At 61.6% G+C, this 25,887-nt stretch carries 22 protein-coding genes and 3 pseudogenes; 4 read left to right on the top strand and 21 right to left on the bottom strand.

What is annotated here, in order from left to right:
- Nucleotides 1-7 precede the first annotated feature (7 nt).
- From AC04SG_RS12670 to AC04SG_RS12660, 3 genes are all read right to left on the bottom strand, one after another.
- Nucleotides 8-1,363 (bottom strand): chloride channel protein, encoded by a 1,356-nt coding sequence (locus AC04SG_RS12670; protein ID WP_488551297.1) that lies wholly within the window; start codon nt 1,361-1,363, stop codon nt 8-10.
- A 188-nt stretch (nt 1,364-1,551) separates the two neighbouring features.
- Nucleotides 1,552-1,851: a hypothetical protein gene (locus tag AC04SG_RS12665; protein ID WP_488551296.1), complete on the bottom strand. Its 300-nt coding sequence runs from the start codon at nt 1,849-1,851 to the stop codon at nt 1,552-1,554.
- Between the two features lie 135 nt (nt 1,852-1,986).
- Nucleotides 1,987-2,892, bottom strand: a complete 906-nt coding sequence (locus AC04SG_RS12660; RefSeq protein WP_488551295.1) for a LysR family transcriptional regulator — start codon at nt 2,890-2,892, stop codon at nt 1,987-1,989.
- Between the two features lie 172 nt (nt 2,893-3,064).
- Between AC04SG_RS12660 and AC04SG_RS12655 the strand changes: the two genes are divergently transcribed.
- Both AC04SG_RS12655 and AC04SG_RS12650 read left to right on the top strand, forming a co-directional pair.
- The gene (locus tag AC04SG_RS12655; RefSeq protein WP_488551294.1) at nt 3,065-4,141 is read left to right on the top strand and encodes a class I SAM-dependent methyltransferase; all 1,077 of its coding nucleotides are present in this window, start codon (nt 3,065-3,067) and stop codon (nt 4,139-4,141) included.
- A 31-nt stretch (nt 4,142-4,172) separates the two neighbouring features.
- A complete protein-coding gene (locus AC04SG_RS12650) occupies nt 4,173-4,460 on the top strand; it encodes a putative quinol monooxygenase (RefSeq protein WP_488551293.1) in 288 nt (95 codons plus the stop codon).
- A 279-nt stretch (nt 4,461-4,739) separates the two neighbouring features.
- Here AC04SG_RS12650 and AC04SG_RS12645 read toward each other — a convergent pair whose 3' ends face one another.
- The 6 genes and pseudogenes from AC04SG_RS12645 to AC04SG_RS12620 all read right to left on the bottom strand — a co-directional run bounded on the left by AC04SG_RS12645 (nt 4,740) and on the right by AC04SG_RS12620 (nt 11,166).
- Nucleotides 4,740-5,657, bottom strand: coding sequence for an oxidoreductase (locus tag AC04SG_RS12645; RefSeq protein ID WP_488551292.1), 918 nt, complete (start codon nt 5,655-5,657; stop codon nt 4,740-4,742).
- A gap of 49 nt (nt 5,658-5,706) precedes the next feature.
- Entirely contained in the window at nt 5,707-6,276 is a 570-nt protein-coding gene (locus AC04SG_RS12640) for a TetR/AcrR family transcriptional regulator (RefSeq protein ID WP_488551291.1), read from the bottom strand.
- 171 nt (nt 6,277-6,447) lie between these two features.
- Nucleotides 6,448-7,224, bottom strand: a complete 777-nt coding sequence (locus tag AC04SG_RS12635; protein ID WP_488551290.1) for an alpha/beta fold hydrolase — start codon at nt 7,222-7,224, stop codon at nt 6,448-6,450.
- Nucleotides 7,225-7,230: 6 nt separating this feature from the next.
- Complete coding sequence (locus tag AC04SG_RS12630; protein ID WP_488551289.1) at nt 7,231-7,764, bottom strand: hypothetical protein; 534 nt, start codon at nt 7,762-7,764, stop codon at nt 7,231-7,233.
- 556 nt (nt 7,765-8,320) lie between these two features.
- Nucleotides 8,321-9,535 (bottom strand): annotated as a pseudogene (locus AC04SG_RS12625) (NAD-dependent formate dehydrogenase).
- A gap of 932 nt (nt 9,536-10,467) precedes the next feature.
- Entirely contained in the window at nt 10,468-11,166 is a 699-nt protein-coding gene (locus AC04SG_RS12620) for a winged helix-turn-helix transcriptional regulator (RefSeq protein WP_488551288.1), read from the bottom strand.
- 123 nt (nt 11,167-11,289) lie between these two features.
- Here AC04SG_RS12620 and AC04SG_RS12615 point away from each other — a divergent pair, with 123 nt between their 5' ends.
- On the top strand, nt 11,290-12,759 hold the full coding sequence (locus AC04SG_RS12615; protein WP_488551287.1) for an FAD-binding oxidoreductase: 1,470 nt from the start codon (nt 11,290-11,292) through the stop codon (nt 12,757-12,759).
- Between the two features lie 578 nt (nt 12,760-13,337).
- On the opposite strand, the gene AC04SG_RS12610 is transcribed toward AC04SG_RS12615, so the two are convergent.
- The 9 genes and pseudogenes from AC04SG_RS12610 to AC04SG_RS12570 all read right to left on the bottom strand — a co-directional run bounded on the left by AC04SG_RS12610 (nt 13,338) and on the right by AC04SG_RS12570 (nt 20,643).
- Nucleotides 13,338-14,450, bottom strand: coding sequence for an NAD(P)H-dependent flavin oxidoreductase (locus AC04SG_RS12610; protein WP_488551286.1), 1,113 nt, complete (start codon nt 14,448-14,450; stop codon nt 13,338-13,340).
- Between the two features lie 221 nt (nt 14,451-14,671).
- Entirely contained in the window at nt 14,672-14,845 is a 174-nt protein-coding gene (locus AC04SG_RS12605; protein WP_488551517.1) for a hypothetical protein, read from the bottom strand.
- 63 nt (nt 14,846-14,908) lie between these two features.
- Nucleotides 14,909-15,829, bottom strand: coding sequence for a complex I NDUFA9 subunit family protein (locus AC04SG_RS12600; RefSeq protein ID WP_488551285.1), 921 nt, complete (start codon nt 15,827-15,829; stop codon nt 14,909-14,911).
- 66 nt (nt 15,830-15,895) lie between these two features.
- On the bottom strand, nt 15,896-16,222 hold the full coding sequence (locus AC04SG_RS12595) for an antibiotic biosynthesis monooxygenase family protein (protein ID WP_488551284.1): 327 nt from the start codon (nt 16,220-16,222) through the stop codon (nt 15,896-15,898).
- A gap of 35 nt (nt 16,223-16,257) precedes the next feature.
- On the bottom strand, nt 16,258-16,623 hold the full coding sequence (locus AC04SG_RS12590; RefSeq protein ID WP_136621984.1) for a 4a-hydroxytetrahydrobiopterin dehydratase: 366 nt from the start codon (nt 16,621-16,623) through the stop codon (nt 16,258-16,260).
- A gap of 169 nt (nt 16,624-16,792) precedes the next feature.
- On the bottom strand, nt 16,793-18,436 hold the full coding sequence (gene groL / locus AC04SG_RS12585) for a chaperonin GroEL (RefSeq protein ID WP_488551283.1): 1,644 nt from the start codon (nt 18,434-18,436) through the stop codon (nt 16,793-16,795).
- A 50-nt stretch (nt 18,437-18,486) separates the two neighbouring features.
- Nucleotides 18,487-18,801: pseudogene (locus AC04SG_RS12580) on the bottom strand (co-chaperone GroES).
- A 339-nt stretch (nt 18,802-19,140) separates the two neighbouring features.
- Nucleotides 19,141-19,578 carry a hypothetical protein gene (locus AC04SG_RS12575; protein WP_488551282.1) on the bottom strand — a complete coding sequence of 146 codons (438 nt, stop codon included), beginning with the start codon at nt 19,576-19,578 and terminating at the stop codon, nt 19,141-19,143.
- Between the two features lie 390 nt (nt 19,579-19,968).
- Nucleotides 19,969-20,643, bottom strand: coding sequence for a protein-L-isoaspartate(D-aspartate) O-methyltransferase (locus AC04SG_RS12570; protein ID WP_488551281.1), 675 nt, complete (start codon nt 20,641-20,643; stop codon nt 19,969-19,971).
- A 161-nt stretch (nt 20,644-20,804) separates the two neighbouring features.
- Here AC04SG_RS12570 and AC04SG_RS12565 point away from each other — a divergent pair.
- A pseudogene (locus tag AC04SG_RS12565) lies at nt 20,805-21,114 on the top strand (NADH-quinone oxidoreductase subunit D-related protein); the annotation flags it as partial.
- Between the two features lie 241 nt (nt 21,115-21,355).
- On the opposite strand, the gene AC04SG_RS12560 reads toward AC04SG_RS12565, so the two are convergent.
- The 3 genes from AC04SG_RS12560 to AC04SG_RS12550 form a co-directional block, all read right to left on the bottom strand.
- Nucleotides 21,356-22,693, bottom strand: coding sequence for an HlyD family type I secretion periplasmic adaptor subunit (locus AC04SG_RS12560; RefSeq protein ID WP_488551280.1), 1,338 nt, complete (start codon nt 22,691-22,693; stop codon nt 21,356-21,358).
- Nucleotides 22,694-22,712: 19 nt separating this feature from the next.
- A complete protein-coding gene (locus AC04SG_RS12555) occupies nt 22,713-24,413 on the bottom strand; it encodes a type I secretion system permease/ATPase (RefSeq protein ID WP_488551279.1) in 1,701 nt (566 codons plus the stop codon).
- 174 nt (nt 24,414-24,587) lie between these two features.
- On the bottom strand, nt 24,588-25,887 hold a 1,300-nt coding region (locus tag AC04SG_RS12550; protein WP_488551278.1), incomplete at its 5' end, for a VCBS domain-containing protein.

Raw genomic sequence — 25,887 nt, 5'->3', positions numbered from 1 at the left:
CTGCGCTTTAAGCGGCCTTGGGTGTTTCAATATTTCTGGTTCTTCTGCGCCGGATCGCCTCGGCGATGAACAGGCGAGATAGCGCGTGGTAGAGCGGCTCGTTCGAAATCAATCGCGCTGTCCCATAGCCCAGCATCGATGCGCACATCAGCGCAATGACATTGTCGTGGTTGCCGGTCATTTCGAGGATGATGACGAAGGCCGTCATCGGAGCCTGCACAACGCCGGCAAAATAGCCGGCCATGCCGAGCAGCGCAGCGGTGCCGGTGGCCGCGCCGAGGATGAGGCCAAGCGTGCTGCCAAGGCCGGCCCCCACGGCCAGCGACGGCGCGAAGATACCGCCCGGGATGCCCGAAATCATCGAAAGCAGGCCTGCCACGAATTTCTCGACAAAGAAGAACGCGGGCAGCGGCGCGCCTTCGATGGCTCCGCGCGCCTGCGCATAGCCGGTGCCGAAGGTGAGGCCATTCGAGGCGATCCCGATTGCGGCCACCGCCAGCCCGCAAGTACTTGCCACAACCACTGTGCGCCAGAGCGGCTGCAAAGCGTTCCAGCGCCGGATGCGGCGCATCGCTCCCAGCGCCAGCAGCGAAAACAGCGCGCCGACGCCGCCTCCGATAATGCCGCAGGCAAGCACCAGCAGCCAGTCGCGCTCAAAGGACACTGTTTCTTTGGCGATGCCGAAGTAAGTGTAATTTCCGACCAGGCCCAACGAGGCGAGTCCTGCGAGGATCACCGCCGTTAATACCAGTCCTTTGGTGCGAGATTCATAGGCGCGGCCCATCTCCTCAATAGCGAAGACAATGCCGGCAAGTGGTGTGTTGAAGGCAGCCGCTATGCCGGCCGCTGACCCGGCCAGGATCAGGCCGCGCGCCTGCGCCATGCCACCCCAGCGCGCGACCTGCAGCATCAGCGAGGCGCCGACCTGCACTGTCGGTCCCTCGCGGCCAATCGATGCCCCGCAGGCAAGACCGACTACGGTGAGCGCGATCTTGCCCACCACCAGCCGCAGCGACAGGATATGGCCGCGGTCGTCGTCATCGCGCAGGTGACGCGCGGCGATAGCCTGCGGAATGCCGCTGCCCTGCGAGCCTGGAAAGAACGAATGCGCAAGCCAGGCGCAGAGAACGAAACCGAGCGGCGTCACCACCAGCGGCAGGTAAGAGCGCCAGCCGCTACCGCTGCCGATGACAGTAAGGAACAGCGCCTGCGCTTGGTCGGCAAGCACGGCGAACAGCACGCTGATCAGTCCGATCGAAATGGCGCCGGCCCAAAAGACAATGCGTGGCTGCCAGACACGTCGCGAAACCCACATTGCCTGTGAGCGCCGCAGCATCGGATGTCGTCGCGATATGCGTGCCATGCCGGATCCTTGGTAATAGACCCGGGTCTAGCACACCCACCGAGCCGATCAATCTTGCGAGCCAGTGGCTATGATTGGTGAGGATCAGTAACCAGCGCAGTGACACGCGCTCGATGGCGGAGGATAGGTGGCACCCCGCCGGCGCGTGTGCCGGCGGGATGGAAGCGTTGATTGTGCGCGAGGGCTGCTCACATCGCCATTTTTTCGCACTCAGCCTGGGCCTTCTTGGTCGACGTATCGATCATGTAGGTTTTGCCCTTGGCGTCGGTCATCATCATCATGCAATGCTTGAGCGGCTTGGCCATTTTCATCATTTCGGCGCTCATTTTGGGATCAGGCATCATGGTACCCATATGCCCGTCCGGCATGATTGCCGTCACTTGCCCACCCTTCATCATGGACATCGTGCCCATCGTATCCTCGGCGAATGCCTGCGAGGCGCAAAGGGCGGCGATGCTGGCGACAACAAAGATCTTGAACGAATGCATTCTGAATACTCCCATTTTTTGGGGGGCACAGTTGCCCCATTCGTGGCTTCGCCGAACATTGCCGTCAGTTACATCGACACGAAGATGTGATCGTATGGTCCCCGTTTGACTGGCGCCGAAGGCGGAACGGCGGACCTAAAGGCCAGTTGATTCCGCCGTCATCGGTATGTGCCAGTCATACTCCATCACCGCCTTGGCGAAGGCGGAGATGGCGGGCGAGGGTAGACGGTCGGCGACTGAGACCAGCGATACTTCGCGCACGATCTCGGGATCGACAACCAGCCGGTGGCAGACGCCCGGCTGGCTGGCCGAAAATTCGGCGATGAAGCACACCCCCATGCCGGCCGCGACCATGGCCAGAATCCAGTCCTCGCGTTCGCTGCGGTAGGCACTCTTTATCTCGAAGCCGAGGTTTTGGCAGAGCTCGTCGATATGGCTCCCGTATTCGCAGTTGATGCGCTCGAGATAGGGCTCGCTGCGCACGTCGGCGAGCTGCAGCGTGTTGCGCGTCTCGAAACGATGCCCGGTCGAGAAGGCGAGCCCGAAGCGTTCCATGTAGACCGGCTCGGCTTTCAGCCGGTGGTCGAACGGCTCGGGCCGCGCCAGCAGCGCAATGTCGAGTTTGCCTTTGAGCAGAAGATCGGTGAGGTGGTCGGCGGCGCCCTCTATCACGGTCACCTCGATGCCCGGAAAGCGCTCGCGAAACGCGTTGAGGAAACCGATAAAGCGCAGCGGGCCGATGGTGCACATCACGCCCAGCGTCACCGGCGCGGTCTCAAGCGACAGGAAGCTTCTGGCGGTTCGTTTGGCATGCTCCGAGCGCTGCGCTATCTCATCGAGGTGGCTTCGCATCAGCCGGCCGAAATCGCTTAGCTGGACATGGCTCTTGTCACGATGGAAGAGCAGGCCACCGAGTTCAGCTTCCAGCTTCTGTATGGCGCGGGTGAGCGCAGGCTGAGTGATATGCACGAGGTCCGCCGCCTGACGAAAGTTGAGCGTCTGGCAGGCGGCCAGAAAATAACGAATTTCGTGCATTTCCATGACACATCCCCGCTGATGCCCGGCATGCATCGCCGCAATCAGAACTCGGCATTATCGGCGGGTTCTATCCTTAGGTAAACTTTCTCCCCTGTCCATGGCGAGACCATCCCGGCGGCGGGATCAGGCGTGCAGCCTTGGGCCGATGTTTGGGATCGAGCCGGAGGAAAAGCCGATGCTGGAGCGAAACAAGGACAAGCAGCCCGACCAGGAAAAGCTGGAGGCGCTGCTTGGAAAGATGGTCGGCGATCTCGGTGCCATCACCACTGGGGCGGCGGTGTTGTTGGGCGACAGGCTCGGGCTGTTCGCGGCAATGAGCGAGGGCGGCAAGATGACCGCCGGGCAGCTTGCCGCAAGAACCGGCACGCAGGAGCGGCTGGTCCGCGAATGGCTTTCGGCACAGGCGGCCGCCGGCTATGTCGAATATGACGAGGCCAGCGACAGCTTCTACCTCAGCCCCGAGCAGGAACAGGTCTTCGTCGACGAGGACAGCCCCGCCTTTATGGCCGGCGCGTTCGAGGTCGTCTCGACGCTATGGCTTGACGAAGAAAAGGTGCGGCAGGCCTTTCGCTCCGGCAAGGGCCTGGGCTGGCATGATCACAGCGCCTGCCTGTTTCGCGGCACGGAACGGTTCTTCCGGCCCGGCTACAACGCCAATCTGATCGGCTCCTGGCTGCCGGCGCTCGATGGCGTGTCCGAGAAGCTGGAGCGCGGCATGGACGTCGCCGACGTCGGCTGCGGCCACGGCGCATCTACCGTGCTCATGGCCAAGGCATTCCCGAATTCGCGCTTCACCGGGTTCGACTATCATGCCCCGTCGATCGAACGGGCGCGCGCCGCAGCCAAGGAGGCCGGCGTCGCCGGCAACACGCGCTTCGAAGTGGCGGCGGCCAAGGACTTCCCAGGCACCTACGATCTCGTCGCCTTCTTCGACTGCCTGCACGACATGGGCGATCCTGAAGGTGCTGCCAGGCATGTGCACAAGGCGCTGAAGCCGGACGGCACCTGGATGATCGTCGAACCCTTCGCTCATGACAAGCTTTCAGCGAACCTCAATCCGGTCGGCCGCATCTACTACGCCGCCTCGACCTTCATCTGCACGCCTGCCTCGCTGTCGCAGGAGGTTGGGCTCGGCCTCGGCGCTCAGGCGGGCGAGGCAAGGCTGCGCAAGGTGGTGACGGGCGGTGGGTTCAAGCGGTTCCGCCGCGCCACCGAGACGCCGTTCAACATGGTGCTCGAAGCGCGCCCATAAGCCCGGCTAAATCGCTATCTCGGAGGAAGACATGGCTGCATACAACGTCGTCCGGTTCCGCACCAAACCCGGCAAGGAACAGGCCTTCATCGAAGCCCACAAGAAGGCGAGCCTCGACGTCAAGGGCTTCCGTAAAGCCGCGCTCATCCAGACCGGTGACCGAACCTTCTGCGTTGTCGGTGAATGGAACGACATGGACAGTCTCGCCTCGGCGCGGCCGCAGATGATCGGTCTGTTGGACACCATGCGCGACATGCTGGAGGATCTCGGCGTGACCGATCCCGTCTCGGGAATGGTCGTCGCCGACATCGGGACCTGAAGGGCCCAGCTGCGGCTTTGTGTGCACACTGCTCGACCGGGGCGGCGAGTCAAAAAAGGTTGGTGGTCAAGTCGGCCGGAATGACCGACATGCAGCGCAAAGAAATACTCGCCTTTTCGCACGCCGTTCTACGCTATAGGCCTCTCCCCCCTTTGAAAGAACTTTACTTCATCAGGTGCATAGTCGCAGATCGGACTTGCCAGATCGGAGATGGAGAATGCTAGTTCGCCGCTCCCCTACCAGCGGAAAGCCACGGCTTCGCAGCGTTGGTAAGTGAGGTCAGGCAGCCGGCAAGCCTGGATCGATGCCGGTCATGGCGATGGAGACGTCCCAGAGCCGCTTCGCGAGCGCGGGATCTTCGGCATGCGGCGCGCGCTTTGCTTCGCCGGCTACACCGCGGATTCCGCCGAAGCCGGCGGGACCGTAATAGCCTCCGGGCTTCACCTTGCCGGTCGCAGCCAGAAGTGCCGGCCACGCGCCCTTGTCGGCGCTATTGAGCAACAGGCCGACGATTGGGCCAACGATCTGGATCAGCCCCATGTGACGGCCAAGACTTGTGGCGGCGACGCCAGGATGGACGCCGATTGCTGTGACGGGTGACTTCGCCGCGCGCAGGCGACGATCCAGTTCGAAGAAGAACAGCGCGTTCGCCAGCTTGCTGGCGCCGTAGCGCTCGGTCTTGACGTAGCTCTTGTCGGCGTTGACGTCATCCCAGTCGATCTTGGCCTTTAGATGCGCGACGCTCGAGGTCACGACCACCCGCGCTCCCGGAGTCTCCGCCAGCTTCGGCAGGAGCAGCGAGGTGAGCGCGAACACGCCGAGATGATTGATGCCGAACTGCGATTCGAACCCCTGCTTCGTGCGCGTCAGAGGCGGGTTCATGATCCCGGCATTGTTGATGAGTGCATCGATCCGTGGCTCCTTCGCGGCGATCTCGGCTGCGGTGCGAACGCTGTCCAGATCACCGAGATCCAGTGGCAACCAGACGAGATCGGCATTCGGCGTGATCCCCTTGATCCGCGCGATGGCATCCTGCGCCCTGGTCTGCTCGCGGCAGCCAAGCAGGACGCGCCCGCCCCTGGCGGCAAGCACCCGCGCGATTTCGAACCCGACCCCGGCGTTGGCGCCGGTGACGATGAAGCTTTTTCCCGTCTGTTGGGGGACGTCGGCTTCGGTAAAACCCTTACTATTCGACATTTTCGATCCTTATATGTGAGTGCTTACATGCTCATTTATCAGTTAAAACTCAGGCGGCGGACCCCTTCCAGAACAGGTCGAACCCGGCCTGCCGGATGGCGTCACTTTGCTGAGGTTTGGCTGCGACCGCGTTGATGCTGATGTCGGCCAAGTCGAAGAGAATTGTATCGATATAGAAGGCGATCCGGCCAGGCGCGGCATGGCCGGCGAGACACTCTTCCACCATCGTCCGTGCATCCCGCTGCATGGCGTGGCACCGGTTCCGGCTTTCCGCCGTCACGCGATCCGACACCTTCAACTGGCGAAGGGCCTTGCGCGCCGTAGCGTGAGCCAGTCCCCAGTCAATCAGACGGTTCCAAACCGCGAATAGCCGCACTTTGGCGGAGTCGTCCGCGGGATATGGCGCCAGCATCGTCTCTGTGAGGTCGGTCTCGATCTCGAGAAATAGCTGGTTGAGCAGATCGTCCTTGGTTGGAAAGTAAGTGAACAGCGTTCCCTCAGACACGCCAGCAGCCTTTGCTATCTTGGCCGTGGACGCGGCTGTGCCCAGGTTGGCAACGAACTCGGCCGCTGCATCGAGCAGTGCCTGTCGCTTTTCTTCACTGAGGGGACGCGCCATATTTCAGTCTAACGATATTGAGTGAGTGGATGCTCAATTATATAGAGAATGGCATGAGATTGGTCAAGTGATGCCGCCCGCATCTTTCGCGGTCCACGACCTGGCTGATGGCCCGCTGAATAGCGCGATCGAGGCTTTCGGCAATTAACGATCGCCGAATTGGCGCTCCGGTTACCTGGTTTGTCCGGCGGCTTCCAGAATGAGCTGGGTTATCTCGTCCGGATGAGAGATCAGTGAGAGATGACTAGCCTTGACTTCGATAGTCTTGGCACCCATGCGCTTGGCCATGAAGCGTTCGAGATCGGGATTGATCGTCCGATCTTCCGTCGAAACGGCATAGAAACTCGGCTTCGACCGCCAGGCCGCGTGCGTGGTCTTTCCCGTCAGCAGGGCCTTTTGGAACGGCTGCTGGACAGCATAGAGGACCTTGGTCTTCGCTTCCGGCAGATCGCCCGCGAAATCACGCAGGAACGCCGTTTCGCTGAGACGCCCCTCATCACCGTCGAAGACGATTCCGGCGGAGGCCGGGGGCGTCGGAAACGTCTTCGCCAAGGCCGTGTAGTCCTCACCCGCATCCGGCGCCCGCGCCGCCACATAGACAAGAGCCGAGACGTTCGGATGAACGCCGGCTTCCGTGACGATCATTCCGGAGAAGGAATGCCCGACAAGCACGGTCGGGCCGTCCTGCCGATCCAGCACGCGCTGTGCTGACGCGACAGCTTCAGGTAGCGTCGTCAGGGGATTTTGCACGGAAGTGGCGTTAAGCCCTGCCGCCTGCAAGCGCGCGATTACCTCAGACCAGCATGAGCCGTCGGCGAATAGCCCATGCACGAGGACGATGTTGCGTGCGTTCGTCGAGACGGGGATTGTGGCCATGCCGCGGGTGGCAACCAGCGAAGCGGCTGCGCCGGCAGCCAGGGTGGCAGAAAAGGTTCGTCTGTTCATCATCGCCGGTCACTCCTTCACGGCAGGCGCCGGTGGAACCGGCAGGATAACTTCGGAGGCGATCTTCCAGTCTTTCGCGACCATTATCCAGTTCATGATCATCAGAAATGGCTTCGGCGTGCCGTCCTGACCCGCATATGAAACGGTAATGGTTATCGGCGCATATGATTCCGCGACGTCATGCGTGAGGCCAACAACTTTGAGCCTTGAAAAGTCCGGCTGAAGCACGACCGGCCCGGATGCAGCGATGGCGCGGAGTTTTTGATCGATTGCCTCGTTGCCCCAAAAGCCTGCCCAGTTCCCTTCTGATGACGGATTCGCGCTCTTTGCGACAATAAGGGCTGACGGCGATTGCCAGAACATCTCGTGCAGAGCGTCTATATCATGCCGATTAGCCAGCTCCATGACCTTGGTGAACTGCGACCTGATGATCGCCAGGGTCGACGAGTCCAGAGGATCTTTATAATCGGCCGGTGCGGCGAAGACAGATTCGTTGGAGAGGGCTATCAGGCCGATAGCGGCGGCAAAGAGCGTCCTGCGCATTTCAGTAATCCCTTATGTATCTCACGTTCATTTCGCTGATGGGAGCATCCCCACGCCGATCGTCGCCAAGGTCCGCTCTCCACTGCAGGCGGCTCTACGCACCTTCGAAAGGGGCGGCCTGGGGACTTCCTTCACCGTTTGCATACCGGCGTGCAATCGGTGCGGCGGAGAGTCGATTGAGGAACCTAAGGACGCGCCTTATGGCGACCGACGAGCGATGATGCAGGATCCGTGGGGGAATAGATGGCAGATCGCGACACATCGGGAAGACTTGTCAGCCAACGAAATTCGAGAATGCATGCGCGGAAGCTGACTTGTTCCGGTTGGGATGAGTCCTGTCCAACCGCTCCGCCCTAGCGTGTTAACGCTAATCAGAGGCACGGACACATCAATCTTCGTTAGCGGACTTTGTCGAACCGGCCAGCATCATCGCCCAATTTTTCTTGAGTTCGGCCTTGGTCTTTTCATCAACCTTGGCAGCAGGACCCATGTTGATCTGCCCCCCCAAGTCACCCTTGTCTTCTTCCCGTCGGAGTCGAGCGTAGCGGAAATCGATCTAGCTCGGATCACTCCTGGCCTTGAAGCGTGCTGCCTCTTCCGAACCGCGGGTGGCGTCGCCGGCGCTGTAGGAATGCGCGCCAGCGCCGGCGAGCTTGCCGCCATCGACGATCAGATACTCCTCACGGATCGGCCGGCCTTCGAACCAGCATTCGAGAATTTCGCGGGTGCCCGCGGCGTAGCGCGCCTGGGCGGAGAGCGACGATCCTGAAATGTGCGGCGTCATGCCGTGATGCGGCATCGATCGCCACGGATGATCCTTGGGAGCCGGCTGCGGGAACCAGACGTCGCCGGCATAGCCAGCGAGTTGGCCACTCTCCAGCGCGCGGGCGATGGCGTCACGATTGCAGATCTTGCCGCGCGCCGTGTTCACCAGATAGGCGCCGCGTTTCATCCTGGCGATCATCGTCTCGTCAAAGAGGTTTTCCGTCTCCGGATGCAGAGGCGCATTGATCGTCACCACGTCGCAGACACCGACCATGGATGCGGGGTCGTGGTGGAAGGTGACGCCAAGTTCTTTCTCGACCGCCTCAGGCAGGCGGTGGCGATCGGTGTAGTGCAACTTGACGTCGAACGGCTTCAGCCGGCGCAACACCGCGCTGCCGATCCGGCCGGCACCGACGGTTCCGATCTGCATTCCCTCGATATCGTAGGCGCGTGCGACGCAGTCGGCGATATTCCAGCCGCCTTTCACGACCCACTGGTAGGACGGGATGTAGTTGCGCACGAGCCCCAGGATCATCATGACCACATGCTCGGACACGCTGATCGAATTGCAGTAAGTCACCTCGGCGACCGTGATGCCGCGGTCCATGGCGGCCTGAAGATCGACATGGTCGGATCCGATGCCGGCGGTGATCGCAAGCTTCAGTCTGCTTGCCTTGGCTATTCGTTCTTCGGTCAGATATGCCGGCCAGAACGGCTGCGAGATCACGATTTCGGCGTCAACGAGTTCGCGTTCAAAAATGCTGGCGGGGCCGTCTTTGTCTGAGGTGACCACCAGGCTGTGGCCCGCGCTTTCGAGAAATTTCCGGAGACCCAGTTCGCCGGACACGCTGCCGAGCAGGATCCCCGGTTCAAAGTCGATGGCCTTCGGCGTGGGAAGTGTCTAGCCGCCGGGATAGCGATCGAGCTTTGGCAGGCCGTCCCGCGCATATTTTGTCGGATAACCGTCGACCGGATCGTCATAGAGGACGCAAACGACCTTTGCCATTGTGTATCTCCCTTCGTCTGACAACGAAGAGGAAAACGCTCTGTTGTTAACGCTGCCGGCCAACGATGGTCGGCACGGAGATGCTCTGTTGAATTGCTGGTGGGGAGCAGACTCATCTGCCGGCGCTTCCTCATTCGGAAAGTTGTGCGCTATTGCGTATTACATGGAAGACCCGGGCATGGTTTCAAGTGCTGCGGGCGGTACTGGTGCAGCGTTCGAGTCCTTTATTTCAGACCGCGCGCACGGTCTGCTGACAACAAATGCTTGATGCGGACACTTCAGAATTGCCGAGGTTGGGCACCGTGCATCATGATCACTGACAGGCTCCGACTTCGCAGGCCTCAAGGGCTTCTGCATCCCCTCAAAGATTGCACACAACCTGTTAGTCAGCGCTTATCAAGCAGAGGAATCTCGCATCGCTTGCCGCTCAGACGGTATTGCTAAGCCAGTTCGCAACGCTCACCGATGTCACCTGGAAATGGCGAAAGTGACGAGACAGACAGGCAGCTTATGCAAGTCCTGATCAAGTTCGAGTTGCGGACGCACTAGTGGTCAAAATCTGATGCTTGGTACCGGGGTCGTAAGCCCGCTCAGGGTGGAACTCCGCCGTTCCCTGTCGTCGATAGGAACCGGCAAGTTGCGCCATTTCGCTACATTCATGGTGCTTCTCAAAAGCTGCCCTTCACGCAGCGGCTTGAATGGACCCGATGCTGTCATTCGCAATCGTCGAGCCAATGGCAAAACACTGGATGTCTTGGACCTTGGTAATACGCCCGCTCCCGGCATCAGTGCGTCGAACTATGTGAATTTCAGGCGAGTGATTCGATCGGCAATCCGGCGGTTTTCCATTCCGGATAGCATGTGAGATATGGGAGTTGTTCACGTCACACGCCGGCGGTGCGGTGCCGCATCGGGATGCCGCATCCGGAATGTCAACCTGCGTGACGCGTGGCGGTGCGAGAGACCGGCATGATGTGGGCGAACATGCTGCGGGCGTTCCAGGTCGGGAAGGCTCTTGCGAGCAACAGGTCGCCGTCGAGCTGGATGCGGTCCTCGCGGGTGGCTTGGGACCAACTGAGCTGGCCGGCGTGCCATTTGACGAAAGCTTCGGCTTCCGCCGTGATGTAGAGGTCCTCGTCGAAGCCAGGGTAAGTCTTGCAGATCTCGGTGTCTCCGAGCTCGATGAGTAGCCAATAGCGCTCCCGGTGTGGGCGGCCGGTGAAGTCGAAGCGGATGACAACACGTCGATCCGGGAGCCGGTCCCGGCGGAGCGCGTTGCTCATGGACCACAGGGCCACAAAGGGGTCTAGGTGCTGGGGGGCGATCTCGAGCCAATGCGCACCCCACTCGCCGAGCGACTGGCAGACCGTGAAGAGCTCGTGGCCCGCCGAAGTGAGCTCGTAGTGGCGCCCGCGCCCGTCCGGCTTGGGTGCCGACTCGACGACACCGAGCCGTTCGAGCTGCTTGAGCCGCTCTGAGAGCAGCGTACGGGAGAGTCCGGGCGCGCCCTCGAGGATCTCGCCGAAGTTTCCGCAGCCAAGATGCAGGTTGCGGATGATCAGCGGTGTCCAGCGCTCGGCGAAGATCTCGGCGCCGCGAGCGATGGGGCAGTACTGGCCGTATGTCCTCATGACAGACGTCCTCACAACAGCAGTGTTGCGCATCCGCCTCCGATTGTGGAGTCCAGATTGTTGACTATACGGCAGCGGCCCGCCGTGGTCCGATGTGGCCTCTCTCGACGAGAGGAGGACACGATGACGACACCTATGACGACAACAACGTACGCAGAAGCCGACCACGGGAGCATGCAGCCAACCGTCGTGGAAATCGACGGGTTTCGAGGCCGGCTGATCAATGCCAGCCACGCCGACTACGATGTCGCCCGTGCAATCTGGAACGGCGCCATTGACCGGCGCCCGCATCTGATCGCCCGATGCATCGGGACCGCCGACGTAGTCGCGGCCGTGCGTTTCGCTCGCGACCACGATCTGGAGATCGCCATACGGGGCGGAGGCCACGGCGTGGCGGGCACCGCCGTTTGCGACGACGGGATCGTCATCGACCTCTCGGCGATGCGGGGCGTGCGGGTCGATCCCGCCGGCCGCAGGGCGTGGGTGCAGGGTGGCGCGCTGTGGGGCGACGTCGACCGCGAAACACAGGCGCACGGCCTGGCCACCACCGGCGGAATCGTGAGCCATACCGGAGTCGCCGGGCTCACCCTCGGCGGTGGCATCGGCTGGCTGATGCGCAAGCATGGCCTCGCGGTCGACAACCTCCTCGCTGCCGACGTCGTGAAGGCCGACGGCGAGCGGCTGCGGGCGTCCGAGGACGAGCACCCCGACCTGTTCTGGGCGTTGCGCGGCGGCGGCGGCAACTTCGGGGTGGTCACCTCGTTCGAGTTCCGCCTCCATCCCGTCGGCCCCACCGTTCTGGCTGGACCCATCCTCTGGGACGCGAGCGACGCCGGGGAGGTCCTCCGTTTCTACCGCGACTTCATCCGCGACGCTCCCGACGAGCTCGGCACGATCGTAAAATTCTGCACCGTGCCGCCTCTATCGGTCATCCCCAAGGAACTGCACTGGCGCCCGGTGGTGATGGTGGGCGCGTGCTACGCCGGGCCGATCGAGGACGGTGAGAAGTCGCTCCGCCCGCTCCGCGCATTTCGGACTCCCCTCCTCGATCTGGCCGGGCCCAAGCCATACGTGGTATTCCAGAGCGCGCTCGACTCGACCGTCCTCCACGGTTGGAACTACTACTGGAAGGCCACCCACCTCCCCGCGCTCCGTGACGACCTCATCGACATGATTGCCGGGCACGCGTTCTCCTGCTCGTCGCCGCGGTCGTATGTGGCAATGTTCCATCTGAAGGGGGCGGTGAGCCGAGTGGCCGAGGGCGCGACGGCGTTCGGGAACCGGCAAGCGTCGCACGCGATCATCGTCCACGCTGCGTGGCGGCCCGGCGAGGACTTCGGCGACCGAGAGACAGCTTGGACGAGGGGGTTCCTCGCCGCCCTTGGCCCCTTCCGCGAAGGCGTCTACGTCAATTTCCTCGGCGGCGACGAAGACCCGGGCCGGGTCCGCGAGGCGTACGGCGACTCCGTCTTTGACCGGCTGGCTGACGTGAAGTCCTCGTACGACCCCGACAACGTCTTCCACCATAACCAAAACATTCGCCCGGGGCTGCGTGCCGGTGTGAGCGGTTCCGACGGCGCGGGCGATACTTGATAAATTTGGGATGGTGTTGGATGGGTGCGACGCTGCCGGAGGCGCCTGGGCGAGTGCATAACCGGGCGCTAGGGCTGCGCGGCCGTGAATGACCGGTATCGGCGAAGGCGAACGCCGGCGCGTTCGGACCGACCTTCCGCTTTCCACCCGACCCGGTCCTTTAATGCCGCTCTGGATATGCTGAGCGGCTCTGCAATTCGGCGCGATAGACCCACCACCCGCTCCCAATCACTTCAGGCAGCACGAAGTCGGGCGCTCGCTTGCCGGGGGAAACCGCCGGGCAATTTTGGTAATGATCATGTGAGCCTCTTTCGCCTTGCTGTTGGCTAACAGAGAAATTGAGGCCGGACGGGCATCGAGCTTGACGCTTCCATCCGCCTCATGAAATCGCCGCCGAGGCGATTCAAATTGAGAGGAACGCATACATGACGGTAAGTGTTTCCATCAGCTGTGCGGAGGTTGCAAGCGCTGATGAGTGCGCCAGGAGCTACTAGACCAACAGCCGCGAGCCAGCGCACGACTGACCAACTGCGCCCCCCGGAGCTCATTCAGTCTGAACTCCAAACTAGAGTGCCCGGTCAGCCGATTGGATCGGCCACCTGCAGCCCCACCAGTTGTGTTGCCTGCGAGGCCCATTTCTGCGTCAGTTCTTTCGCGGGCAACGGTTGGCCCAGCGCGGCCGTCTGTCCGGCCAACAGCGGCGAAAAATCCCCTGAGCCCGATGCCTCGGCCTTGGCCTTGAGGGGCATGACGGCGGGGGTGGCGAGCGGGAAGTCCGGGACGCTGGCGCCCACCGGTCCCATTTCGCGCATGAAGCGGTTGACGATAGCCCGTGCCGGACGCCCGGTGAACACGTTGGTAAGTGTTGTCCCGTCATCGCGCGCATGTGCCAGCGCGCTTCTGTGGACGGCGCTGGCCAGGGATTCCGAACAGCGCAGGTAGGCGGTACCGATCTGCACTGCCGACGCGCCGAGCATGAAGGCGGCGGCGATGCCGCGGCCGTCAGCAATGCCACCTGCCGCGATCACCGGCACTGCGACTGCATCGGCGACCTGCGGCACCAGCGCGAATGTGCCGGGCTGGCTCAAAACATCCGAGCCCAGAAAGACCCCGCGATGACCGCCGGCCTCCGCGCCTTGCGCGATGATTGCGTCGCAGCCACGCGCCTCGAGCCAGCGCGCCTCTTCGACCGTCGTCGCCGAGGCGATCACTTTCGCACCGGTGGCCTTCACCCGCTCCACAAGGTCTGGCTCCGGCAGGCCGAAGTGGAAACTGACCACTTCCGGTGAAAGCTCCTCGACGATGGCGCATCCCGATTCGTTGAAGGTAATGGGGGTTGGACCGGAGGGAATCGCATCGGCGTCGATGCCGAACTCGCTGTAATAGGGCGCGAGGCGCTGGCGCCAGGCCGCTTCGCGATCCGCATCGGCAACCGGATGCACGTGGCACATGAAATTGAGGTTCAGCGGCCGGCTGGTGAGTTGCCGGACGCTACCGAAGTCAGCGCGAATCTTGTCGTCGTCCAGCATGGCGCATGGCAGCGAGCCGAGCCCGCCCGCTTCGCAGACCGCGATCGCCAGTTCAGGCCCGGACGAACCCGCCATGGGCGCCTGCAGGATCGGCAGCTCAACGCCGAAAAGATCAAGGATGCGTCGGTCCGGCCACATGGCACTGTCCCTGTCCACCAGCATGACGGTTCGGACTCGAGATCAGGCTACCATACCCGTTGCCCATTTTCCATGCGTTGAGATGGCCAAGTGCCAGCGCCAGGGATTGTAGAGGCGCTCGGTCAGCGCGAACGCCTGCTATCCATCACCGCCCCGGACGTTCATCGTACGGATTTAGAGCGTGCTGGTCGCGGCCAATGTCGGCTTTAGAGGAGAGAATATAGCTTCGGAAGGTCGCATTTGGGTCATGGGCCTGAGTTCGGCCAAGGGCGAGTGAACGTCCGCATCGCCTTCATGACGATGAAGGCCGGACTGTTGATCGGGTCGTGCGCCCTGAGCAGACGATAGACCGAAGCCTCATCGACGCTCGCCGCCGGCGGTATCGGCGTCATGAAGTTCGAGCGGGAATACTTCACCATGCCCTCGACCTTGCCCTTGTCGTTCCCCTTGGCGGGAGCGCACTAGCCGAAGAAGCTTTTTAATCAGTGATCCCACAATATCTCCTGGAGCATTTCCTCGACCGAGTACGGCGAAATTCCAAGTTCTCCAAATCCCGGCATCTGCGGCGATGACACGTTGTCGACCTGCATCAGTTCCACCTGATTCCGAGTGACGGGCGGGCTCGGGAGCATTTCGGCGGCCCATGCCAGTGCGTGCCAAGCGGCAAATGGGATTGGTATCAGTTTGGGCTTAAGACCGGCTTCGTGTGCAACGGCTCTGAGAAATTCCTTGTAAGAGTAGACGCGAGGACCGCCGCACTCGTACGTGATCGCATGCGTCTCCGTCCCCTGCAGCACTCGTGCGGTCGCCTCTGCCACATCGCCCACATAGGCCGGCTGCAATCTCGTCAGGCCGCGACCGAACATCGGATAGATTGGAAGCCGGCGGAGAAGTTTGAGGACAATGGTGAGAAACACGTCATCCGGTCCGAACATCACCGCCGGGCGGATGATAGTGGCGTCAGCAAACGCTGCACGCACCACCAGTTCGCCTTCGCCACGCTTGCGGATGTAGAGCGACGGCGAGGCAACATCGGAGCCGATTCCTGAAATGTGAGCGAGCCGTTCGACGCCAACTCGGTGTGCTTGGGCTGCAACCCGCCGGGCTGACTCGACATGCACGGAATGAAAGGTCTCCTGTCCCTGTTCGACATAAAGACTGACCGCGTTTACAACACCGTAAGCACCGGCAAGTGCATCGGCGATCGCCCGCTCATCGTGGATATTGGCTTCGACCGATTGAAGTTGCGGATCATCAGAACCAAACAGCTTCTTGGCCCGTTCCGGATGTCTTGATGCAATCCGAACGATAAACTCACCAGTGCGGAGATGCCGAACAACGCGGCGGCCGAGAAACCCGGTTCCACCGAACACGGTGACGACGCGATGGTTCATGGCAGCCATGGCTTAGACTTTGTCAGCTCATGTCGGCCGTCTCGACCCAGCGGTTCAGGTCATGTGGCGGCACGCCTACTGACCACTATCTATCACTTGGGCTACTTCGTACAGATTGGGATCGATCTCGTCCGTCAACTGATCGAAATGACCCCACTCCTTGCGGAATTCCGGCGACTGATGAGCCGATCGCAAGAGATCGCGATTCTGCCATTGGACGTAGTTGACGATGCGCCGCCCGTCGAGGCTGTGATGCAGGCTGATTGATATGAAGCCAGGCTGGCGCGCCATAAAGCGCGCTCGCTCGGTCATGACGGACAATGCCTCGGCCTGCTTGCCCGGTTCAGAATCGACGATGGTGATTTGGGTGACGGGTTGGTTGTCGGTTCGGATCTGTGTCATGGAAATCTCGCTAGGTCGGCGATGGATTTGCCGTGTCACTGCTGGCGGTCGACGGGCCGGCCCGAGCGATCGAGCACCCGATCGATCTTGCTCGCCATGATGAAATCGTTCTCGTGCAGTCCTTTGATCTTCTTGGTGCTCAGGGAAACCGTCACATAACCCCAGCCGAAGCTGATGTCGGGGTGATGGCCTTCGGTTTCGGCGAGCTCACCGATCTCCTGAACAAGGGTGAGCGCGTCCCGGAAATTGCGGCATCGAAAGCTCCGTTGGATGCGGTGGGCATCGTCACCCAGCTCCCAATCTGGAGCCTGTGCCTGGAAGCGTTGGGCTTCATCACGCGTGAGCGGCGGGACGCCGCCGCGACAAGGCGTACATGTTTTCTCGGCAAGAGTATCGGTCATGTTCTTGTCTCCAAGACTATTTTTAGCAGCAAAAACGACAGCGACGAGCGCCTATCGATCGATCTCCCCGAACACGATGTCGAGCGAGGCGATGATCGCCGAGATATCGGCTCGCCTGTCCCCGCGTCGCTGGCCTTCCGTCGTCCTGGCTATAGTTTTCAGGCGCCGCTCAGTAGTCCATTCCGCCCACTCCGCCCATACCTCCTGCGCGCCCCATAGCGGGCGCATCCTTCTGCGGAATGTCCACGATCATTGCTTCAGCGGTGATCAGGAGCGCCGCAATCGAGCCGGCATCCTGCAGGGCCGTCCGAACGACCTTGGCGGGGTCGACGATACCGGCCTTGATCATGTCGACATAGACCTCGTTCTGGGCGTCAAAGCCCTGATTGTGATCCTCGCTGTCGGAGAGCTTGCCGACGACGATCGAGCCTTCGACGCCGGAATTCTCGGCGATCTGGCGGATCGGCGCTTCGAGCGCCCGCAGCACGATCGAAATGCCCGCGGTGACATCGGCATTGGCGCCGGTCAGGCCGGCAAGCGCCGACCTTGCGCGCAGCAAGGCCACGCCGCCGCCGGGCACGATGCCTTCTTCAACCGCCGCCCGCGTCGCATTCAGCGCGTCGTCGATGCGGTCCTTCTTTTCCTTGACTTCCGACTCGGTGGCGCCGCCGACGCGAATGACCGCAACGCCGCCGGCGAGCTTGGCCAGCCGCTCCTGCAGCTTTTCCTTGTCGTAGTCGGACGTCGTTTCCTCGATCTGCAACTTGATCTGCTGGATGCGCGCTGAAATGCCGGTCTTTTCACCAGCGCCGTCGATGATCGTGGTCGTGTCCTTTTCGATCAGCACGCGCTTGGCGCGGCCGAGCATGTCGATGGTGACGTTCTCCAGCTTGATGCCGAGGTCTTCGGAAATCATCTGGCCGGCGGTGAGCACCGCAATGTCTTCCAGCATCGCCTTGCGGCGGTCGCCGAAGCCCGGCGCCTTGACGGCCGCGACCTTCAGGCCGCCGCGCAGCTTGTTGACCACAAGGGTCGCCAGCGCTTCGCCTTCGACGTCCTCGGAGATGATCAGCAGCGGCTTGCCGCTCTGCACCACCGCTTCGAGGATCGGCAGCATCGCCTGCAGATTGCCGAGTTTCTTCTCGTGAATGAGGATGTAGGGCTCCTCCAGCTCCGCGCGCATCTTGTCGGCATTGGTGACGAAATAGGGCGAGAGATAGCCGCGGTCGAATTGCATGCCTTCGACGACATCGAGTTCGGTCTCGGCGGTCTTGGCCTCCTCGACGGTGATGACGCCGTCATTGCCGACCTTGTTCATCGCCTTGGCGATCATGGCGCCGACCGACGCGTCGCCATTGGCGGCGATCGTGCCAACCTGGGCGATCTCGTCCGAAGATTTGACTTTCCTGGCTCGGGCTTGAACGTCCTTCACCACGGCAGCCACAGCAAGATCGATGCCGCGCTTCAAGTCCATCGGGTTCATGCCGGCCGCGACCAGCTTGGCGCCTTCGCGCAGGATGGAAGCGGCCAGCACCGTGGCGGTGGTGGTGCCGTCACCGGCAAGGTCGTTGGTCTTCGAGGCCACTTCGCGCACCATCTGCGCGCCCATGTTCTCGAACTTGTCGGAAAGCTCGATTTCCTTGGCGACGGCGACCCCGTCCTTGGTGATGCGTGGCGCGCCATAGGCCTTGTCGATGATGACGTTGCGGCCCTTGGGGCCAAGCGTGACCTTCACCGCATTGTTGAGGATCTCGACACCGCGCAGCATACGGTCACGGGCATCGGTAGCGAATTTGATTTCCTTGGCAGACATGATTTTACGTCCAGTTCAGTCTAGAAATTAGGAGAGCGCAAATCGCCCGGTCAGGCGGCTTTCTTGGCTGCTTTGGTCTTCTCGACGATGCCCATAATGTCGTTCTCCTTCATGATCAGGAGATCCTCGCCGTCGATCTCGACCTAGGTTCCGGACCATTTGCCGAACAGGATGAGATCGCCGGCCTTGACGTCGAGCGGGATCAGCTTGCCGCTCTCATCACGCGAGCCCGGGCCGACGGCGATCACTTCGCCTTCCTGAGGCTTTTCCTTGGCGGTGTCGGGAATGATGATTCCGCCCTTGGATTTGGTGTCGCCTTCGGCGCGCCGAATGACAACGCGGTCGTGGAGTGGTCGGAATTTCATTGGGGGTTCTTTCTGCCGCCGCATATAGAGCGACTGCAACACTTAACATAGCCCCTTTGGCACTCGAATGATAGGAGTGCCAAATTTCCAGGCCTGCCTGGCGACACGTCGGCGCGTTCATTCACCTGCCGGCAATCGCCCTGCAGAGTTCGGCGCAACAGATGGTGCAGCTCAGCCCAGCAGACCTTGCCGCCGCTCTCGAAAAGGACCTTGGATAATCATGACCGCACCATCCCTCATGCAACGCAGCCTTCCCGCGCGGGGAGCGCTTGCCTGCGCTGCGGCGGCGGCTTTCCATGCGAGCCGCTCAAAAAATGATGCGGCGAAGCGTCGGCGGCTTTATCCGACGAACGCCTCAAGCATCCGAGCGAACATGCCGGGCTGTGTCCCTGCAATCGCCGCACGGATGTGACGGGCGGCCGTTGCGGCGTTCACCGTCGCGCCGAAATGGCAATAGCAGATGATCTCATGCAATTGCCTGTCGGTCAGTTCGAAGAACCGCTTCGCTTCGCCGTAGTTGTCGTTTTCCAATCCGGCGGCGCGCAGGACAGGATCCTCGAAAGCGATCGAAATCGGCGTGTCGTGGCCGCGCATGATCGCGCGCGCATTAGCCGGCTGGTACTCAGTCTGAGGCAGCGTCGAGAGGCGCCGGTCAGGGTTCCGTTCGAGGAGCTCCGCCCAGCGTTCAAGACGTTCGCTGCGCGACATGGTCTGGCGCGGGTAGGCCTGATCGATCTCGGCGACGATCTGCAGTTGCTCGATCGTTTGGTGCTTCATGTTGGCCTCCTATTCGGACGATAGTTGGTCCACCCATATCCTTCTTATGCCTGCAGCCAGCGTGACTCCAACGGATCGTGAAGTCCAATCACGATGATGCCTGGATGGCTTCGTTCACGCGGATGTGGAGGCTTCGCAAAGATCCGGCCATTAATTTGGCGAACGCGGTCAACATGCGCGGCTGTTCGACGATGTCGGTCTGGCGTCCGTGCCGATCGATGGGCAGAGTCTGTACTGGAGTGCCCCGGCTCCATTGCTGGCCGGGGCAGAAGGATCAAGGGAGTGGCAGTTTAGCTTCGAAACCGCCGAAGGCCGGGCCGATGCGAGTTTCTCCGCCCGGTCGTTGGGGCCCTTGTGGCTCCAGACGGCTCCGCGCAGCCGCACCCTTCATTAGACCGTTTCGAGCCGACTGAACCGAACTGGGATGAGTTTCCGAGTCTTGAGTTGCCCTGCCGCATCCTTGTTGATGACAGTCAGCAACTGTACTTTTTCAGATCCCACAGGCAGAACCATGCGCCCCCCTGGCTTGAGCTGCTCAAGCAAAGCCGGCGGCGTCGGCTCAGCCGCCACCGTGACCAGGATCTTGTCGAATGGGGCGTGCTCAGGCCAGCCGCGAGACCCGTCTCCGACACGAATGCCGACATTGGAGAAGCCGAGGCCCTCCAGGAGAGCCTCGGCATGGCTTGCGAATTCCTCGATGATTTCGACGCTCCAAACCTGCGAGGCGAGTTCCGCGAGGATTGCAGTTTGGTAGCCCAGGCCGGTGCCGATCTCCAGCACTGCCTCGTGCGGTTGGGGAGCAAGGAGATCGGCCATGAGAGCGACGATGAAGGGCTGCGAGACAGTTTTATCGAAGCCGATCGGCAGCGGCATGTCCTCGTAGGCATATAGCGCAAACGGGGCTGGCACGAAGCGATGCCGCGGCACCCGCAGCATCGCTGCCATCACCCGCTCATCAAGCGTCGCCTTGCCGAGTTCTTCGCTTGCAAGGTCGGCATGGATTGCAATCACCTCGACCATGTGCCTGCGTAGAACCGCGAGGTGCTCTTCGTTCATCGGCTTCATGACGGTGGGGCGTTCCTCAACCAGTCTGCTGCCTGATAGCCTTATACCCTGTTCGTCTTGTCACAGTAACCATGTCGTCGAGAACGCGGCTTCGGTTGGGGCGGGTTGTACCGCCCTGCTATTTCGTCGCCGTCCTTGGGCCGGTCGCGATACCGAACCAGAAGATCACGCCGCCACCGCGTGCGACGATGAAACGCTCGATGGAAGCGACCATCCACCATTTCAAACTTTATACCGAAGGGCTTCATGTGCCGGCCGGAGAAGTCTATGCCGCCGTGGAGGCGCCAAAAGGAGAATTCGGCGTCTATCTGGTTTCGGACGGGAGCAATGTTCCTTATCGATGCAAGATACGCGCGCCATCGTTTGCCCATTCTGCAGGCGATGGATTTCTTGTGTCGGGGCCACATGATCGCCGATGTCTCCGCGATCATTGGTTCGCTTGATATCGTGTTCGGAGAGATCGATCGTTAAGCCGAGTTGCACATCGCCTGAATGGGAGCGGCCCTCGCCGTTCCAGACCGCATACTGTGCGACTTTGGGGCTACAGCCCTGCAAACGGCATTTGCCAGTTCCCGAATTGATCATACCCAAGAGGCCACGAGGTCAATCCTTGCGAGGTGGCGCCTGTATGCTGGAAGCCAGGCCGGGATTGATCTGGTCCGGCTCGGGCCTGACGTCGAAACCGGGCATCGTCAATTGATTGGCCACTCCGTTACTTCTGGCGAAACGCGGAGTGGAACGACACAACCAGCGGGCCTAAAATGTAGTCGAGTGCGGTGCGTTCCTCGGTAACGATCATGACTGACGCCGGCATGCCTGGGTAAAGCGCTATCTGTGGGGCTGCGGCCAATTCCACCGGATCGACAGCCACGTCGGCGAGGTAGTAGGGAAACCCGGTCTTGGTGTCGGTGATGCGATCCGCCGAAATGCGGGTGACGCGTCCATGAATTATGGGTATCGAACGCTGCTTGTAGGACGTGAAACGAACCTCGGCGGCCATGTCGGGTCTCAGGTTCGATATGTCCTCGACACGAACCTGCGCCTGGACGATCAGCGAATTCTCGGTCGGCACGATGTCGAGGATTGTCTGGCCTGGCGCTACGATCGCACCGATCGAGAATACGCTGAGATCCATCACCTGGCCGTCATAAGGCGCGCGCACTTCGGCCCGATCCATGGCAGCCTGGGCGGCAAACATCTTGGGCACAAGGTCAGCAAGGTTCGATTGCGTATCGATCAGCATGGCCGATAGCTTGGCTCGGCGCTCGTTGGTCAATTGCGCGATCTGGCTCTCGAGTTCGGCTTTGCTCTGTTGGCTGCCGCCAATTGCGCCGAGGTTCTCGTCGATCAGACCCTGCAGATCCGAGGCGGACCGTTCCAGTTCCAGGATGCGAGGGCGGGTCGTCAATCCGGCCTTGAGCAGCTTCGACAGGCTGGCCTTCTCGTCAATCGTCGATTGCAGCTGGGCCTGGTAGGATTCGACCCGAGACTGCTTGCCCTTTATCTGTTCCTCGAGCTCGGCAATGCGGCGCCCGAGGATCTGCTTGGCGCCGGCCATCGAGGCGCGCTGGCTTTCCAGATCGGCGATCTGGTTTGCCATCGCATCCCTAAGGTAGTCCTCATGCTCCTTGAGGATGTCCTTGGGAAAGGCAACAGCCACGCTGCCATCCAGTTCGGCCCGGATCCTGGCATCGGTTGCGCGCAAGAGCGCATATTGCTGGGCATAGAGATTGAACTCGGACCGGATTCTTGTGTCGTCCAGCTTCAGCATTATGTCGCCCTTCCTGACGACGTCGCCATCCTTGACGCGGATCTCCTTCACCGTACCGCCGTCGAAATGCTGTACGCTCTTTCGATTGCCTTCCACCTTGACGATGGCGTCGGCGAGCACGGCGCCATTCAGCGGGGCAAAGGCTGCCCAGCCGCCGAAAATGCCGAAAAAGGCCACTATGATCAGCAGGCCGATATAGGCCGGCACCCGGATCGTGTCCGGGGCCAGGATGCCAGCCTCGCCCGGCAGGCTTCGGTAAGTGAGGGCGCCGTCGCTCATCGATCTCTCCGGCCACAGCTCATTGGGTCGCCACCGCCATTGGCGCCGCGCGCTGGTTGAGCAGCGCCACGATCTCGTTTCTCATCCCGAATGCCTCGACCGCGCCATCGCGCAACAGAAGGATCTTGTCGACATTGGCCAACGTCGAGGGCCGGTGCGAGACTATGATCACCGTGCTGCCGCGGCGTTTCAGCTCAAGCGCGCAGTCGCTCAGCGCGCGGTCGCCATCGGCGTCGAGATTGGAACTCGGCTCGTCGAGAATGATCAAATTCGGTGTGCCGAACACCGCCCGGGCAAGGGCAATCCGTTGCCGATATCCTCCTGACAGCACTGCGCCGCCTTCGCCGATCTGGGTCTCGTAACCCTGCGGCAGGCGGATGATCATCTCGTGCACGCCAGCGAGCCGCGCGGCCTCTATCACCTCCTGGTCGACATTGGTCTTGAAACGGCCGATGTTGGCGGCGACCGTATCGGAGAAGAGTTCGATATCCTGCGGCAGGTAGCCGATGTGGTCGCCGAGCGCATCGTGCCCCCATTGCGACAGGTCGGCCCCGTCCAGCCTGACGGTGCCGCGGCTGGGTTGCATGACGCCCGCGAGATGACGCGCCAGCGTCGACTTGCCGGCGCCGGAAGGGCCGACGATTCCCAGCGCCTCGCCTGCGTCCAGCCTGAATGATACGTCCCGGAGAAGCACTTTTTGCTGGCTGGCAATTGCAAAGCTGACCTGCTCGACCGAAATCTTCCCGGTGGGCTTCGGCAGGTTGAACGATCTTTCGTTCTGCGCTCCCCCGTCGACCAGCTTCTCGACCCTTGCCAACGCCGCCCGCGCCAGGATCAGGCTGCGCCAAAGGCCGACGATCTGTTCGACCGGCTGTAGCCCCCGGCCCAGCAAGAGGCTCGCGGCAAACATGGTGCCGCCGGTGATCTGCCGCTCGATCACCAGATAGGCGCCAAGGCCGAGGATCAGCGACTGCATGGTTAGCCGCAGGAAACGGATTAGACCTGACATAAGGGCGGCGCGATCGCTTGCCTCCGCCTGGCGCCGCAGCGCCAGGTTGCGGTCGCGCCCCCAGCGGCGGATGAGACCGTCGATCATCCCCATGGCGCGAACGACTTCCGAATTTCTGAGGCTCATTTCGGTAAAGTTATAGTTGGTCGTCGCCAGGTCGTTGGCCTGCTTCAGCGGCGAGCGCACGAGATACTCGTTGAGCACGGCCATGGCGATCAAGAGCAGCGAGCAGCCCAGTGCGAAGAAGCCGAGCCACGGATGCAACAGGAAGATGATGCCGATGTAGATGGGTGACCATGGCAGGTCGAACAGGGCATGGATGCCGCTGCCGGTGATCACCTGCCTGAACGTGTCGAAATCGCGGATAGGCTGGCTCGGCGAGGAGCCGGCCGATGGGGTTTCGACCGACGCGGCGAGGATCCTTGCCGAAAGCAGCCGGTCGAGCCGCGCGCTGGCACGCGTCAGCACGGAGGCGCGTACCAGATCGAGGCCGGCCAGCGAAAGGAACGCCGCCAGCAACACCAGGGTCAGCATCACCAGCGTGGTTTCGCTGCCGCTGGTGACGACCCGGTCGTAGATCTGCAGCATGTAGAGGGGGGAGGCGAGGTAGAGCAGATTGATCGCCAGGCTGAACGCCGCCGCGACCAGGAAATAGTAGCGGCACGCCCGAAGCGCGTCCTTCACGATCTTGGATTTGTTGTCGAGACTCAAATGCCCAGCGGAAAACCGCCCCCCTGTCCACGCCCGGAACCGATACTACTCCTGGTCGTCCAATCGGCCATGCGGCTCACTTGGAATTCTGCCGTAAACCTTAATTCGTAAGCTGAATCCTCGGCCGACGGGAAAAGAGGCAGGCCCACGTCTGTCCGCAGGCCGCCTCCTTGTTCACAGAATGAAATCGCTCGCCGTCAGTCCAAGCCCGATGCCAGTCAACGTGATCTGGAAGTCGGCGGTTGTATTGCCGTTGATGTCCACATGTACGATCGTATTGCCGCCGCTTTCCGACCAGGTAATGCTGTTGGCCACGGTGTTCGCATTGGACCCGCCGAACAGGAAGGCCTGATCGCCGCCGCTGACCGTATTGGCGTCGATCGAAGACAGGTCGATCTTGTCGACGTTGTGCGCGAAGTCGGTGATGGTGTCGAAGTTGCCCACGCCTGGCGCGGAATCCGTGACGGTTGGTCCATAGTAGAATGTGTCGGATCCGGTACCACCGGTGAGTGTATCGGCGCCGACGCCGCCGACGAGCCGGTCATTGCCATCGCCGCCATTCAGCGTGTCGTTACCACCTTGGCCGAACAGTGTGTCATTGCCGGCCAAGCCGAAGATCTGGTCCGCCCCGCCATTGCCGTAGAGGACATCGTCGCCGTTATTGTTGCTGGGATCGTTGAAGGTTTCTCCCGCGCCGACGCCGTTGCTGCCCGTTATGACGTGGAACGTCTCGCTGTACTGGTAGGCAGGCCCGGCTGGGTCGCCGACCTGGGTGGCCTGCACGGTCACGGAGAAAGTTTTACTCGGCGAGAGATTTCCCGAGCTCAACGTGCTGCCGGTGATCGAAAACAGCCCCGAGTCCGATTGCGAGGTGATGCTGTAGACGAAACTTCCGGGGTCCGGGTCGGTCGCGGTCAACGTTCCCGCGAATTGGAACGAGCCGAAACTGACATTGTCCGTCGTGGTGCTCGGCGTGAGCTGGATGTCGGTCGGCGCAAAGCGTGGCGCCGCATCATCCGCACCGTTGATGGTGATCGACACCAGCTTTGCAGTGCCATCCTCGGAGAAGACGGTAAAGCTGTCACTCAACGGCTGGCCGTCATTGAGCGCGTTGACCGTCGGGTTCAAATTGTCGAGCGCGTAGGTCCAGACGCCCGCGGCGGTAACGGTGTAAGTACCGTAGCCGAATGCGCTGGCTGTCGCGGAATTAACAGCCTGAAACGAGTCCGTGGCATTGTCGACATCGGTTGACAGAAGGTCGCCGGTCGCGGTCGGCGTGCCACCGCCGTTGGACGCACCTGCTTCGACGACGGTTCCGGCCGCCTCGCCGGTGATCACCGCCGCGTCGTTGGTGCCCAGGATGCTGACGGTGACGACCTGCGTCGTGCCGTCGGCCGTCGCAACCGTGAAGCTGTCGGTGTAGGTGGTGCCGCCCACGAACTCGTTGTGCGCCGAAGGATCGGTCGTGTAGGTC

It is taken from the genome of Mesorhizobium sp. CNPSo 4684 (assembly GCF_057784315.1).
This window is presented reverse-complemented; position numbering and strand designations above follow the sequence as displayed.

Excerpts from the sequence above, each read along its gene's own strand:
- AC04SG_RS12635 (WP_488551290.1), bottom strand. The coding sequence starts at position 7,224 with ATGATGAACAGACGAACCTTTTCTGCCACCCTGGCTGCCGGCGCAGCC.
- AC04SG_RS12640 (WP_488551291.1), bottom strand. The coding sequence starts at position 6,276 with ATGGCGCGTCCCCTCAGTGAAGAAAAGCGACAGGCACTGCTCGATGCA.
- AC04SG_RS12560 (WP_488551280.1), bottom strand. The coding sequence starts at position 22,693 with ATGAGCGACGGCGCCCTCACTTACCGAAGCCTGCCGGGCGAGGCTGGC.
- AC04SG_RS12595 (WP_488551284.1), bottom strand. The coding sequence starts at position 16,222 with ATGACACAGATCCGAACCGACAACCAACCCGTCACCCAAATCACCATC.
- AC04SG_RS12660 (WP_488551295.1), bottom strand. The coding sequence starts at position 2,892 with ATGGAAATGCACGAAATTCGTTATTTTCTGGCCGCCTGCCAGACGCTC.
- AC04SG_RS12670 (WP_488551297.1), bottom strand. The coding sequence starts at position 1,363 with ATGGCACGCATATCGCGACGACATCCGATGCTGCGGCGCTCACAGGCA.
- AC04SG_RS12575 (WP_488551282.1), bottom strand. The coding sequence starts at position 19,578 with ATGAAGCACCAAACGATCGAGCAACTGCAGATCGTCGCCGAGATCGAT.
- AC04SG_RS12650 (WP_488551293.1), top strand. The coding sequence starts at position 4,173 with ATGGCTGCATACAACGTCGTCCGGTTCCGCACCAAACCCGGCAAGGAA.
- AC04SG_RS12610 (WP_488551286.1), bottom strand. The coding sequence starts at position 14,450 with ATGCTGGTGGACAGGGACAGTGCCATGTGGCCGGACCGACGCATCCTT.
- AC04SG_RS12665 (WP_488551296.1), bottom strand. The coding sequence starts at position 1,851 with ATGCATTCGTTCAAGATCTTTGTTGTCGCCAGCATCGCCGCCCTTTGC.
- AC04SG_RS12605 (WP_488551517.1), bottom strand. The coding sequence starts at position 14,845 with ATGGTGAAGTATTCCCGCTCGAACTTCATGACGCCGATACCGCCGGCG.
- AC04SG_RS12600 (WP_488551285.1), bottom strand. The coding sequence starts at position 15,829 with ATGGCTGCCATGAACCATCGCGTCGTCACCGTGTTCGGTGGAACCGGG.
- groL (WP_488551283.1), bottom strand. The coding sequence starts at position 18,436 with ATGTCTGCCAAGGAAATCAAATTCGCTACCGATGCCCGTGACCGTATG.
- AC04SG_RS12590 (WP_136621984.1), bottom strand. The coding sequence starts at position 16,623 with ATGACCGATACTCTTGCCGAGAAAACATGTACGCCTTGTCGCGGCGGC.
- AC04SG_RS12570 (WP_488551281.1), bottom strand. The coding sequence starts at position 20,643 with ATGAAGCCGATGAACGAAGAGCACCTCGCGGTTCTACGCAGGCACATG.
- AC04SG_RS12630 (WP_488551289.1), bottom strand. The coding sequence starts at position 7,764 with ATGCGCAGGACGCTCTTTGCCGCCGCTATCGGCCTGATAGCCCTCTCC.
- AC04SG_RS12645 (WP_488551292.1), bottom strand. The coding sequence starts at position 5,657 with ATGTCGAATAGTAAGGGTTTTACCGAAGCCGACGTCCCCCAACAGACG.
- AC04SG_RS12615 (WP_488551287.1), top strand. The coding sequence starts at position 11,290 with ATGACGACACCTATGACGACAACAACGTACGCAGAAGCCGACCACGGG.
- AC04SG_RS12655 (WP_488551294.1), top strand. The coding sequence starts at position 3,065 with ATGCTGGAGCGAAACAAGGACAAGCAGCCCGACCAGGAAAAGCTGGAG.
- AC04SG_RS12620 (WP_488551288.1), bottom strand. The coding sequence starts at position 11,166 with ATGAGGACATACGGCCAGTACTGCCCCATCGCTCGCGGCGCCGAGATC.